This window comes from Clostridium pasteurianum (assembly GCF_001705235.1).
Taxonomy (GTDB): Bacteria; Bacillota; Clostridia; order Clostridiales; family Clostridiaceae; genus Clostridium_S; species Clostridium_S pasteurianum_A.
This window is the reverse complement of sequence record NZ_MCGV01000001.1, coordinates 204,266-217,101: the sequence shown is the minus strand read 5'-3', so window position 1 is coordinate 217,101 and position 12,836 is coordinate 204,266. Positions and strand designations below refer to the sequence as shown.

At 30.2% G+C, this 12,836-nt stretch carries 11 protein-coding genes; 9 read left to right on the top strand and 2 right to left on the bottom strand.

Annotation, left to right across the window (positions count from 1 at the left end; translation table 11 throughout):
* Window positions 1-408: 408 nt before the first annotated feature.
* A complete protein-coding gene (locus BEE63_RS01045) occupies window positions 409-612 on the bottom strand; it encodes a cold-shock protein (protein ID WP_066019617.1) in 204 nt (67 codons plus the stop codon).
* Window positions 613-701: 89 nt separating this feature from the next.
* Between BEE63_RS01045 and BEE63_RS01040 the strand changes: the two genes are divergently transcribed.
* The 5 genes from BEE63_RS01040 (at window position 702) to BEE63_RS01020 (ending at window position 4,240) form a co-directional block, all read left to right on the top strand.
* Window positions 702-1,493: a nitrilase-related carbon-nitrogen hydrolase gene (locus BEE63_RS01040; RefSeq protein WP_066019616.1), complete on the top strand. Its 792-nt coding sequence runs from the start codon at window positions 702-704 to the stop codon at window positions 1,491-1,493.
* An 88-nt stretch (window positions 1,494-1,581) separates the two neighbouring features.
* Complete coding sequence (locus BEE63_RS01035) at window positions 1,582-2,313, top strand: putative ABC transporter permease (RefSeq protein WP_066023111.1); 732 nt, start codon at window positions 1,582-1,584, stop codon at window positions 2,311-2,313.
* Window positions 2,255-2,782 (top strand): HD family phosphohydrolase, encoded by a 528-nt coding sequence (locus BEE63_RS01030; protein ID WP_066019615.1) that lies wholly within the window; start codon window positions 2,255-2,257, stop codon window positions 2,780-2,782. The genes BEE63_RS01035 and BEE63_RS01030 overlap by 59 nt, the downstream gene beginning before the upstream one ends.
* A 22-nt stretch (window positions 2,783-2,804) precedes the next feature.
* A complete protein-coding gene (locus BEE63_RS01025) occupies window positions 2,805-3,395 on the top strand; it encodes a TetR/AcrR family transcriptional regulator (RefSeq protein WP_066019614.1) in 591 nt (196 codons plus the stop codon).
* A gap of 239 nt (window positions 3,396-3,634) precedes the next feature.
* Entirely contained in the window at window positions 3,635-4,240 is a 606-nt protein-coding gene (locus tag BEE63_RS01020; RefSeq protein WP_242874634.1) for an ATP-dependent Clp protease proteolytic subunit, read from the top strand.
* A 455-nt stretch (window positions 4,241-4,695) separates the two neighbouring features.
* Here the strand turns inward: BEE63_RS01020 and BEE63_RS01015 are convergent, their stop codons facing one another.
* Window positions 4,696-6,477 (bottom strand): carbon starvation CstA family protein, encoded by a 1,782-nt coding sequence (locus BEE63_RS01015; protein ID WP_066019613.1) that lies wholly within the window; start codon window positions 6,475-6,477, stop codon window positions 4,696-4,698.
* 181 nt (window positions 6,478-6,658) lie between these two features.
* Between BEE63_RS01015 and BEE63_RS01010 the strand changes: the two genes are divergently transcribed.
* From BEE63_RS01010 to BEE63_RS00995, 4 genes are read left to right on the top strand one after another with little or no spacing between them, the layout of a single operon-like run.
* Window positions 6,659-8,302, top strand: a complete 1,644-nt coding sequence (locus BEE63_RS01010) for a LytS/YhcK type 5TM receptor domain-containing protein (RefSeq protein WP_066019612.1) — start codon at window positions 6,659-6,661, stop codon at window positions 8,300-8,302.
* Window positions 8,295-9,071, top strand: coding sequence for a LytR/AlgR family response regulator transcription factor (locus tag BEE63_RS01005; RefSeq protein WP_066019611.1), 777 nt, complete (start codon window positions 8,295-8,297; stop codon window positions 9,069-9,071). The genes BEE63_RS01010 and BEE63_RS01005 overlap by 8 nt, the downstream gene beginning before the upstream one ends.
* An 11-nt stretch (window positions 9,072-9,082) precedes the next feature.
* Entirely contained in the window at window positions 9,083-10,348 is a 1,266-nt protein-coding gene (locus tag BEE63_RS01000; protein ID WP_081312423.1) for a replication-associated recombination protein A, read from the top strand.
* On the top strand, window positions 10,348-12,711 hold the full coding sequence (locus BEE63_RS00995; protein WP_081312422.1) for a helicase C-terminal domain-containing protein: 2,364 nt from the start codon (window positions 10,348-10,350) through the stop codon (window positions 12,709-12,711). Before BEE63_RS01000 ends, BEE63_RS00995 begins: the two co-directional genes overlap by 1 nt.
* Window positions 12,712-12,836 lie beyond the last annotated feature (125 nt).

The window sequence follows — 12,836 nt, the reverse complement described above, 5'->3', positions numbered from 1 at the left end:
TTCTTTACTAGATATAATATATATTTATAATAATATATTATATATTGCCGGTAACAAAATGAGATCCTAACCCTAGTTATGATAATTTCTATAAAATTCCTTAGGCACGGAGGAATTTTTTCCATGCTTTACCCTCTAAGTGAAGTAACAGTTATGAAGGAACAATTTAAAAAAATTCTAATAAATCTTATCATACACGAAGTTTGGGCTTTGCCCATTATCCTTATTTACTTAATATGAGCAACTTTTATATTAGAAAAGATTTAGATGAGCCTTTAAATCGAGACTGTTAGTCGTAAATTTCAAGATAGCTTATATTTGGTTAATAAGGATAATGGGTCTTTGACCCAAACCTCAGTTATGATAAGATTCATAGAATTCTTTTAATGTTCCTTCATAACTGTTCCTTCACATTTTTTGAACATTTGAAGCTTCGGGACCTTTTGGACCTTTTACTATATCGTATTTTACCTGTTGACCTTGATCTAAAGATTTTCTGGGTCCCTCTTCTTTTATTGCAGAATAGTGTACAAATACATCATCACTGCCTTCTGAAGAAATAAAACCATATCCTTTTTCTGGATCAAACCATTTTACTGTTCCTATATTCATTTTTTTGCCTCCATTAAAATAAATTATATTTTAGTGTTCCCATATTTTTATATTTAATGTAAAATAATTTTAAAAGGATGTGGTTTGACGTGAGAATAGCATTAGCGCAAATTGATGTGGCATGGGAAAATAAAGAAATGACAAAGAAAATCTGTACTAAATTTATAAAAAAAGCAAGTAAAAATGGAGTTGACCTTATTGCATTTCCAGAAATGACTCTTACAGGATTTTCTATGAATGTAAGCAAAATAGGTGAAGATAAATTGGAAACAGTTGAATGGTTTAAAAAGAAGTCTTTAGAATTTAATGTTCATTGTGCTTTCGGTTTTATAGAAAAATTGAAAAATGGTAAAGGAATAAATAATTTATCAATATGTTCACCGGTTAACGGCGAAATATTAAGATATAGTAAAATACATCCATTTTCTTATGGAGAAGAAGACAAATATTATGTTTCCGGAAATGCGCTTAAATACTGCAACATTGATAATTTTAACTGTGCTACTTTTATATGCTATGATTTAAGATTTCCAGAAATTTTTCAGTTAGCAGGTAAAAAAGCAGATATTATAATTATAATTGCTAACTGGCCTGAAAGTAGGAGAGGGCATTGGATTACACTTTTAAAAGCTAGGGCTATAGAAACTCAATGTTATATTGCAGCAGTAAATAGAGTGGGTATAGGAAATGGATTATACTATTCAGGAGATTCAATGGTAGTAGACCCATATGGTAAAGTAGTTGTTACTGAAAAAGATAACGAAAAATTACTCATATGTGATTTGGATATAAACATTGTTAAAATGTGTAGAAATGAGTTTAAATTTAAGCAGGATAGAAAAGAAGATCTTTATTACAATTTTGTTAAGAATAATTTTTAATATTGACTCATAAATGAAGTATATGGTAAAATTTTTCTAAGTCATACGTCCGAATTGTGGAAAATAAGTAAAGGAGGAGAGTATGAATATGTGGACTTATTCAGAATATATTTTATTTTTTGGGCTTTATTCTTTTTTAGGCTGGATGCTTGAGACAGCTTTTGCAAGCATAACCAGCAAACAAATAGTAAACAGGGGATTTTTAACAGGATTTTTTTGCCCAATTTATGGATTTGGAGCTGTTTTAACTGTGCAGTGTTCAACTCTTGTAAGATCATATTTCACAAATTCTATTGCAGCGTTAATAGTATGTGTTATGACCTCAGTTATTTTAGTTACAACACTAGAGTATATAACAGGATTTATTTTGGAAAAGATATTTAATAGTAAGTGGTGGGACTACAGTGACTTTTCAGGGAATATTCATGGATATATATGTATTAAATATTCGCTTTTATGGGGAGTACTTGCTTTTGTATTGGTTCAAAGTATTCATCCCATGATTGCTAGAATTATTTTTAATATGTCTGCAACTAGCAAAGAGCGAGGAGCAGAGATTTTACTTATTTATCTCATGATTGATACTATAAAGTCTATAATAGATGCACTAGAATTAAGAGATATTATTGTAAATTATTCTAATCTTTCAGCTAGTAAGTGCAGAGAAAAATTATTAAATTATAAGAGGATTTTTTTTGCATTCCCATATTTATGGGTTTCAAATGCAAGTGCTGTAAACCGTGATATAAGGAGAATTATAAATAATGGGTTTGATAAAATTAAATTTGAAATCAAAAATAAGTTCCAGGAGCCTTTATAGAGAATATAAAGAGTGCACCTATGATTTATTAAATAAAAAAATAGTGCTTTCAATGGAGAATTTTATACAACACAGCAATGTTAGTTGCCTTGATCACTGTATTTATGTTTCATATATGAGCTATTTAATATGCAAGCATTTGGGGTTCGATTATCGTTCTGCAGCAAGAGGAGCCCTCCTGCATGACTTCTTTTTGTACGATTGGCATACTACGAAATCTAAAGATGGTCTTCACGGATTTACCCATCCTTATACAGCTCTTAGAAATGCTAATAAATTTTTTAATTTAAATTGTAAGGAAAAGGATATTATAGTGAAGCATATGTGGCCATTAACTTTAAAAATGCCTAAATACAAGGAGAGCTATGTGGTTATGCTTATGGATAAATATTGTGCTATTTTAGAGATTATGAAACTTGGTAATGAAAATAAAATGTGTGATTTTATAAGAAAGATTTCAGTGCCCTGAATATTAAGTGAGGTGTGTAATAATGATTGACAGCGGCAAAAATGTTACAAGTCAATCTAGAAGAATAATTAGTGCTGCTTTTAAGTGTATATCATCAAAAGGATATGCTAATGTATCTTTAAGAGATATTGCAGGAGAAGCAGGTGTGGTATTAAGTCAATTAAATTACTATTATAAGAATAAGGAAGGCTTATTTAAGGAAGTTATTAAAGAACTAACAGAAAAGTATGTTGGTGAGGTTGATGAACTGCTAAAAAAGGGCAAAGGCGAAAAAGAAAAAGTGGAGTATCTTATAAAATATTTTAAGGAGATGCTCAAATATAATCCTCAATTATTTAAACTTCTTTATGATTTAACAAGTATGTCTATGTGGTCAAAACCACTGAAAAAGCTGGAAAATAATTTCTATAATAGTATGTCAAATGTCATAGAAAAACATATAATAAATGGTCTTATGGCAAAAGGAAAATTTCAAAATTATTCACCAAAGACACTTTCAAGGATACTACTAGGTACTTTGTATGGAACATCTATGCAGGTATTGATGGATGATGAAGATGAAAAGGAAGATTCTACAAAAGTTTTTGATGAATTAAAATTGATGTTTCAGTAGAAATTGTAAGAGCCATAAAATTTGGCATAATTCAACAGAAGAAGAAGGAGGTGCTATATTAGCAATTTAAAAATTGCTAATATAGCACCTCCTGTTTAGTAGAATGAACATAAAGAAATTTTAAAAAGCAATTACTGGATTTTATGGATATAGACAAGCGATCCCATTTGTAGTAAAATAGCCACGAGCAATTTAACACCATTAGTGTGAATTTGTTACATAGAATAGGAGGCTTTATTATGGAGAATATTAATAGTGTGATGTCAGATAAGGGAGAAAGTAAAGAAGCAGATAAGAATAAACCTGATATATATCTAGAAAAAATGCTTGAATCCAGAACTATTATTATATCAGGAGAAATTAATCAAGAATTAGCAGCCAAAGTAAGTACACAGCTATTGATTTTACAAGGAATTAGTGATGAACCTATCAAAATTTTCTTAAATAGTCAAGGTGGGCATGTTGAATCTGGTGATACAATTCATGATATGATAAAATTTGTAAAGCCTAAGGTTATTATGATTGGCACAGGATGGGTAGCTAGCGCTGGTATTACTATTTATCTTGCAGCAGAAAAAGAAAATAGGTACTCTTTACCGAATACGAGGTATATGATTCATCAACCTTCAGGTGGAGTTCAAGGACAAACTACTGATGTTGCCATTGAAGCTAGAGAAATATTAAGAATTAAAGATAGGATAGCGAGAATAATTAGCGATGCTACAGGAAAACCGCTGGAAGAAGTACAAAACAATATAGATAGAAATTATTGGATGAATGCAAATGAAGCAGTAGAGTATGGAATTGTAAACAAAATTATTTCTAAGTATGAAGATTTAGAATAATATTAAGTGTATGAAAAAATAAACGACCATTCGTTAGGATAGTCGCTTATTTTTATATCTATATTATTTGATTTTCAGATAAATTAATATACTATTTTTCGCAGGGAAGTGGAGAAAAATTTACCTTGTTTTTATTCTAAGCGAAGTAATAGTATTTTGGAAACGATTTAAATAAAATTTAATAAGACTTGCTTCAGATTATAAAAAGACTTAGAAATTTTAATTTGTCTGAGCAGTATCATATGAGAGGTTTGGGCGAAGCCCATTATCCTTCTTGACTTCAAACGGGCAATCTCCATATTATAAACAGTCTAGACGAGTCTTTAAATTAATAACTTAAATTCGCTAATCGTAAATATTAAGATAGCCTGTATTTTATAAAGAAGGATAATGGGTTTACGACCCAAACCTCAGTTATGATAAATCTTATGAACTTTATTTAATGTTTCAAAATACTAGTACTTTGCAATATTCTTAGCATTTGATTTAGGTTTATATTCTTTTACCCATATTCGTATACTTTCTGTAAGTATGACAACAATCATAACTATAAGTATGAAGGATAATACAGACAGAAGTATTTTATGCTGTGGTATATAGCTTATTATGTTTGCAATTGCGGCCCAAATGGTATTTGCACCAACAAATATCATTGGTAATATGGTAATAGGTATATATTTTTGTTTGCCCATCTTAAGAAGAACCGATGTTCCCACTGCAAAGGCTATAGTTGCAAGCATTTGGTTTGCTGTACCAAATAAAGGCCAAATAGTTGATATATTACCTGTGTACAATAAATATCCCCAGGTGAAGGACATTAGTCCACTGAAGAAGATTATGTTAAACCAAGAGTTTTTATTAGCAAGAGGTTTGCATACTTTCCCAAATAAATCTTGAAGCAAATATCGTCCTATTCTAGTACCAGAATCTATAGTTGTAAGTATAAATAAAGCTTCAAACATTATACAGAAATGATACCAGTAAGACATAAGAGCTTTTAAATGTGGAATCTTATAAAATACATAAGACATTCCAACAGCAAGAGATACGGAACCACCTGTTCTTCCTGCTAACTTTTCACCTACTAATTGTGAAAGCATAGGAAGTTCTTTTGGAATCATGTGAAGTTTTGCAAATACTGCAGGAGCCGAATTTATAGCAAAATAGTCTGAAGTAGGAAGAACTGTTGCCGCTATAAGAGCCATAAGAGCTATAAAAGATTCAATAAGCATTGAACCATAACCTATAGGTAGTATATCTTTTTCATTATTAATAAGTTTAGGAGTAGTACCTGTACTTATTAATGCATGGAAACCTGAGAGTGCTCCACAGGCTATTGTTATAAACAAAAATGGAAATACTTTTCCGTTAATAACAGGACCGCCGCCAGCTACGAATTTTGTTACAGCGGGCATTTGTAGAGTTGGTCTTACAAATATTATTCCAATAACAAGTGCTCCGATAACTCCTAACTTCATGTATGTACTTAGGTAGTCTCTAGGTAAAAGTAATAACCATACTGGAAGAGCGGCTGCAAGGAATCCGTATATTGCAAGTATTAATGATAGCTGCTTTGCATTAAAGGTAAGTAAATTTCCTAAAAAAGTGTGCTGAATTGATGGCCCTAGATAAACCCCAAGTAAAATTAGAACCATTCCAATTACAGTACCTTCAGCAATTTTGCCTGGTCGTATGAATTTTAGATATATTCCTACTAAAAAGGCAACTGGTATTGTAAACCCAACAGTAAAGGTACCCCATGGGCTGTTAAAAAGTGAATTTACAATAGGTAATCCTAAACCTGCCATAGTTATTATTAAAATAAATATTACAGAAATTGAAGTTATAAAACCCATTTTTTCACCAAGAGTATCCCTGGCAATTTCAGCTATAGATTGACCATCGTGTCTTACAGAAGCGAATAAAAGTATCATGTCGTGGACCCCTCCGGCAAGTACACCTCCTAATAAAATCCAAAGTGTTCCTGGAAGATATCCAAATTGTGCGGCTAGTACAGGACCTATGAGTGGACCCGCACCGGCAATAGCTGCAAAATGATGACCTAAAAGTACCCATTTATTTGTAGGTACGTAATCATGACCATCATTATGAACTACAGATGGAACTGTTCTTGTTTCATCAAGTACTAAAACCTTAGCAGCAATAAAGGCTCCATAAAGCCTATAACCTATAATAAGTACCATAGCTGCTACAATTACAAGTACTATAGAATTCATAAAAAATCCCCCCTATAAATATTAATATATACTGTTATAGTACAATCTGACTTATTGAAATAAAAGTTGAAATTTCTGAATGTACAAAAATACCTTCTAAAAAGCACAAAATAAACCTTGATTGACATACATAATTGAAATAATATAAAAAGTAAGGGAAAATATGGGGAGATGTTATTGAATGATATATGCTCACTTAATAGAAAATATGGCAGTTATAGCACTTGCAGCTTATATTTACAGTCAGTGCAGTATTTTTGGAAATTTTATAAATAAAAATCAATCTATAAAAGATAAGCTTACTATGGTAATATTTTTTAGTATGCTTGCAATTTTAGGGACTTATATGGGTGTAAAGGTTGAATATAATGCTATAGCAAATACAAGATCTATAGGGGCTATAACCGCTGGGTACGTAGGAGGGCCTCTTGTTGGAGTTATAGTTGGAATTATAGCAGGTGTTCACAGATATACTATTGGTGGATTTACGGCTTTAGCATGCTGTATAGCTACTGTTATAAGTGGATTTCTCGGAGGTATAGTTAAGAAAATATTTAAAAATGAAGAATTTAATATTAGAGATGCTTTTGTTTCAAGCATTCTGGCAGAAGTTATACAAGTAATAATTATTTTATGTATTGCTAAACCTAGGATAGCTGCATTGGAGCTTGAAAAAGTGATTGCTCTTCCAATGATAATGATAAATTCAATAGGAACGGCTATATTTATTTATATACTTAAAAATTCTAAATATGATTATAATAGATTAAGTGCTGTACAAGCCCAGAGAGCTTTAAATATAGCTAAAAGTACTATAAAATATATTACTAAAAGAGGGCTTACTAATGACACAGCACTTAAAATATGTAAGGCAATTTGTAAAACTGATAATGTTAAAGGCGTTGCTCTATCATATAAAAATGATGTGTTTTCCTATTTTGGAGAAAGCTTTGATTGGGGATATTTAAGGAAAATGATAGATGATTTTTATGATAATCCAAAGGTAGCTCAATATGATTTAGAAGATATAGGAAAAACATACTTATTTATAATTTGTCCTATATCTGTGGAAGACAGTATAGATGGTGCTATAGGCATGATTTTTAGTCCATCATATAAACTTAATAAGTACTTCCTTGAATTCTGTAATGAATTAAGCGGATTATTATCAGTTCAGATTGAACTTTTTAAACTCAATCAAAAGGCACATTTAGCTGATTTGTCAGAACTTAAAGTATTAAGGGCACAAGTTCAACCTCATTTTTTGTTTAATACTTTAAATACTATATCTTCATTTTGCAGAACAAATCCTGTGAAAGCGAGGCAGCTTATCATTTCTCTATCAAATTATTTCAGACAGACTTTAAGTAAAGATGAATTTGTAGAATTAGAAGAGGAGATTGATATGTTAAAATCTTATTTATATATAGAAAAAGCTAGATTTGGTGAGAGAATTAATGTGATTTTTGATGTATCAAATGATGTTTTACATGATAAAGTGCCATCATTTATTGTGCAGCCAATAGTAGAAAATTCTATAAAACATGGTATACTGAAAAAGGCAGCAGGTGGGAATATCTACATTAATATATATAAAAAAGATAATGAATTAGAATTTTTAATTAGGGATAATGGAATAGGAATGGACAAAAGGAGATATGAGGAAGTAATTAAAAATTTGACGGGAACAGGGCTTAATAATGTTAATGAAAGATTAAAACTGATATACAACAGGGATACGGGATTAAATATAAAAAGTTCTAAAAATAAAGGAACATTGGTTTCTTTTAAAATACCGATTTGGAGAGTAAAGACTTATGAATAGTATAAAATGCATTCTAATTGAAGATGAGCTTCCTGCTATGGATGAACTCAAGTTCATATTAGAAAAGTATAATGAAATTGAAATAGTTGGTACTGCTGAAAATAGTAATGATGGAATTGATATTATAAAATGTTTAAAACCTGAAGCAGTTTTTCTTGATATAAATATTCCAACTTGCAATGGAATAAACTTAGCTAAAAAAATAAAAGATGTGAACAGTAAAATTGCGGTTATATTTGTTACTGCATATGATAAGTATGCTGTAGATGCTTTTGAAATTATGGCACTTGATTACATATTAAAACCATTTGATGATAAGAGGATAGATAAGACTGTACAAAGACTTAAAAAATATATTGATATAAGTAGAGAGAATAACATATCAGTAGAAAGTCGAATATCTGAGTTAATAAAAGAATTAAAGAATGCAAAAGTGGTTAATATTATAAACAAAATTCCATGTGAAAATAATGGTAAAATTATACTTGTAGATGCGGAAGACATATATTTTTGCTATATTGAATCTGAAAAAACATATATTAAATTGTATGATAAAATATATGTTACTAGCAATAATTTAAGTGAGATAGAAGAAAAAACTGGATTCTTTAGAGCACATAGAAGTTACGTTGTAAATATAAATAAGATTTTAGAAATTTATTCATGGTTCAATGGTACGTATAAACTGGTTATGAAGGACCCCGAAAAATCAGAAATACCAGTAAGCCGTGGAAACGTTAAGAAACTAAAAGAAATTATAAATATATGAGGAGGAGAATTGTGAAACCACTAGCAGATAGAATTAGGCCGAAAAATTTTGGAGAGGTTTTTGGACAAAAGCATATAATTGGTGATGGAAAAATATTAAGCAGAATTTTAAAAAGTGGATTAATACCAAACATGATTTTTTATGGTCCGCCGGGTACGGGTAAAACTACAGTGGCAAACATAATAGCTAAAAAAACAAATAAAACCTTTTATAAACTTAATGCCACTACAGCATCTGTAAAAGATATAAGGATGGTTACAGATACTACGGGTACACTTATGGCGTCAAAAGGTGTTCTTCTTTATTTAGATGAGATTCAAAACTTTAATAAAAAGCAGCAGCAATCTCTTTTAGAATTTATGGAAGATGGAAGTATAACTTTAATTGCAAGTACCACGGAAAATCCATACTTTTATATTTATAATGCAATACTTAGCCGTTCCACTATATTTGAATTTAAACCTTTAGAAAATACGGAATTAATGAAAGCAGTTGATAGGGCTATTGCAATGGTAGAGGAGGAGCTCTCAGGAACGAAAATAAAATTTTCCCGTGAGGCGAAAGAATATGTAGTGAATGTCAGCGGAGGAGATGTTAGAAAAACCTTAAATTCAGTTGAGATAGCTATTTATTCTACTAATAAAGATGAGGACGGAAATGTTGTTATTGATTTAGATACTATAAAAGAGTGCACTCAAAAAAATGTATTAAATTTTGATAAGGATGGAGATAACCATTATGATATCTTAAGTGCTTTTCAAAAGTCAATAAGAGGGAGTGATGCCGATGCTTCCATATTTTATCTGGCAATGCTCATAAAAGGTGGAGATATCAAATCAATATGCAGGAGGCTCATTGTTATAGCATCAGAGGATATAGGCCTTGCATATCCACAGGCAATTTCAATAGTTAAGGCATGTACAGATTCAGCTTTGGAATTGGGACTTCCAGAAGCTAGGATTCCACTTGCAGAAGCTGTTATACTCTTGGCAACAGCGCCAAAATCAAATTCTGCAATTACGGCAATTGACAAAGCTTTAGGTGATCTTGATAGTATGAATGTAGGGGCTATTCCTGATTATTTAAAAGATGGTCATTATGAAGGAGCTAAAAAATTAGGAAGAATGCAGAATTATAAATATCCTCATGACTATAAGAATAATTATGTTAAGCAAGAATATCTCCCTTTAAATATTAGAGACAGAAAATATTATGAATATAGTAAAAATAAGTTTGAAGATAAATGCAGAGAATACTGGGAGAGGATAAAGAACTAATGGAAGATAAGGTTAAAATATCTGTACGTAATCTGGTTGAATTTATCTTAAGATGTGGTGATTTAGATAATAGATTTTCAGGAACAAGCAGGGCGGCAGAAGGTACCAGGGCTCATTTGAAAATTCAAAAGAAGAATAAAAAGTTATTTCATGGCAAGGAGAAGAATACTTATAACTCAGAAGTTTTTTTGAAGTATGAAATTGAGTACAAAAATATTAATTTTATAATAGATGGAAGAGCAGATGAGATTTTTATAGATAATTCAAAGGTTACTATAAATGAAATAAAAACAACATCAAGAAATCTTGAAGATATAAATGAAGATTATAATATAGTACACTGGGCTCAGGTTACATGTTATGGATATATTTATGCAAAGCAAAATGGACTTGAAGAATTAGCCATAAGTCTTACATATTTTAATATTGAAAATGAAGAAATTAAAGTTTTAACTAAGGTGGTTTCCATAGAAGAACTTGAAAAAGAGTTCCTGGGGTACCTTGAAAAATATGCATATTGGGCAGAGCTAGATGTAAAGTGGAAAAGTATGAGAAACACTTCAATAAAAAATTCAGGATTTCCCTTTGAAAAATATAGAAAAGGTCAAAGAAAGCTTGCAGTTTACGTATATAAAACCATACAGCAAAAGAAAAAATTATTTGTAAAAGCACCTACTGGCATAGGAAAAACAATTTCAACACTTTTTCCTGCTGTAAAAGCTTTAGGCGAGGAGCTTTGCGAAAAAATATTTTATCTTACTGCTAAGGGGACTACAGCTATAGCAGCAAATTCAGCTGTTAATATTATGAGAAAAAAAGGATTTAGGTTAAAAACTATAATTTTAACTTCAAAAGAAAAGATATGCTTTAATGATGAAGTAAACTGTAATCCTGAGGAATGTACTTATGCTAAAGGACATTATGATAGGGTAAATGATGCTATTAATGAATTGCTTGATAATGAAGAGAGCTATACTAAAGAAATCATAGAAACGTATGCCCAAAAGTACAAAGTTTGTCCTTTCGAATTGTCTCTTGATTTGACTTTATGGTGTGACTGCATAATATGTGATTATAATTATTTATTTGATCCTTCTGTATATTTAAAAGGATTTTTTTCTGAGGGAAAAGGCGATTATGTATTTTTAGTTGATGAGGCACATAATCTTCCTGATAGAGCAAGGGATATGTATTCGGCTGAACTTTACAAAAGTAAGATTATGTATCTCAAAAAAAATATAAGCAAGAAAAGTATACTATATAGCAGTCTCAACAGTATAAATTCTTTTTTTATAAAAATGAAAAAGTTAAGTGAAGATAATGGCTATGTAATTGATAAAGAAGAAGCGCATGATGAAATAGGAAAGATTATATTTAAGTTTTTAACTAAATGTGAAAAATGGATTCTTGAAAATAGAGAACACGAAGTTTACAAAGAAATGCTGGAGTTTTATTTAGATGCCTTTAAGTTTATGAAAATTTATGAAATGTACTCAGAAAACTTTGTATTCTATGGTGAAAAGGATGGTAAAGATTTTAAAATAAAATTATTTTGTCTTGATCCTTCTAAATTTATTAAAGAATCAGTTAAAAAGGGAATAAGTACTATATTTTTTTCTGCTACTTTAAGCCCCATGAGTTATTTTAAGGAAATACTGGGTGCTGAAGATGATGATTATAATGCTAGCTTTGATTCTCCATTTCCAGAAAAAAATAAATGTTTAATTGTAGTAAATAATGTTTCTACTAAATATGTTGATAGGGAGAAAAACTATGATGCTGTAGTACAGTACATAAAGTCTTTTGTTGAAATCAAAAAGGGAAATTACATGGTGTTTTTTCCATCATATAAATATATGAATGAAGTTTATGATAGATTTAATGAAGTTTGTAATTATGAAACTATTGTACAAAAAACTAGTATGAATGAAATTGAAAAGGATGAGTTTTTATCCAAATTTAAAGATAATAATGAAAATGGAATGGCAGCTTTTTGTGTACTTGGAGGTATATTTTCAGAGGGAATTGACTTAAAAGGAGAAAAGTTAATAGGTGCTGCAATAATAGGCGTTGGACTTCCTAAAATTTGTATAGAAAGAGATATGATAAGAGAATATTTTGATAATAAGAATAATTTGGGATATGAATATTCATATATGTATCCAGGAATGAATAAAGTACTTCAAGCTTCTGGAAGAGTTATACGTTCAGAGGAGGATAAAGGAACAATAATGCTTTTAGATAAAAGATTTGCAAACTATAATTACAGAAAGCTTTTCCCTAGAGAGTGGGAAAATCCTATATATGATAACAAAAATTCCGAAATTGAAAAAAAACTGCGTGAATTTTGGGCAGATTGTTAAAAGTGCAAGTGCCCTATTGAAAAATTTCATTTTACCATTATAATAATTAATAATAGTATTTTTTTAAAAATTATATAATTTATATTGTAATTTGTTGAGTATTTATGGGATTTTGCAATATAAGG

Bases quoted from the DNA above. Each gene is read 5' to 3' on its own strand.
- BEE63_RS01045 (WP_066019617.1), bottom strand. From the start codon at position 612: ATGAATATAGGAACAGTAAAATGGTTTGATCCAGAAAAAGGATATGGT.
- BEE63_RS01035 (WP_066023111.1), top strand. From the start codon at position 1,582: ATGTGGACTTATTCAGAATATATTTTATTTTTTGGGCTTTATTCTTTT.
- BEE63_RS01025 (WP_066019614.1), top strand. From the start codon at position 2,805: ATGATTGACAGCGGCAAAAATGTTACAAGTCAATCTAGAAGAATAATT.
- BEE63_RS01020 (WP_242874634.1), top strand. From the start codon at position 3,635: ATGGAGAATATTAATAGTGTGATGTCAGATAAGGGAGAAAGTAAAGAA.
- BEE63_RS01015 (WP_066019613.1), bottom strand. From the start codon at position 6,477: ATGAATTCTATAGTACTTGTAATTGTAGCAGCTATGGTACTTATTATA.
- BEE63_RS01010 (WP_066019612.1), top strand. From the start codon at position 6,659: ATGATATATGCTCACTTAATAGAAAATATGGCAGTTATAGCACTTGCA.
- BEE63_RS01005 (WP_066019611.1), top strand. From the start codon at position 8,295: ATGAATAGTATAAAATGCATTCTAATTGAAGATGAGCTTCCTGCTATG.
- BEE63_RS00995 (WP_081312422.1), top strand. From the start codon at position 10,348: ATGGAAGATAAGGTTAAAATATCTGTACGTAATCTGGTTGAATTTATC.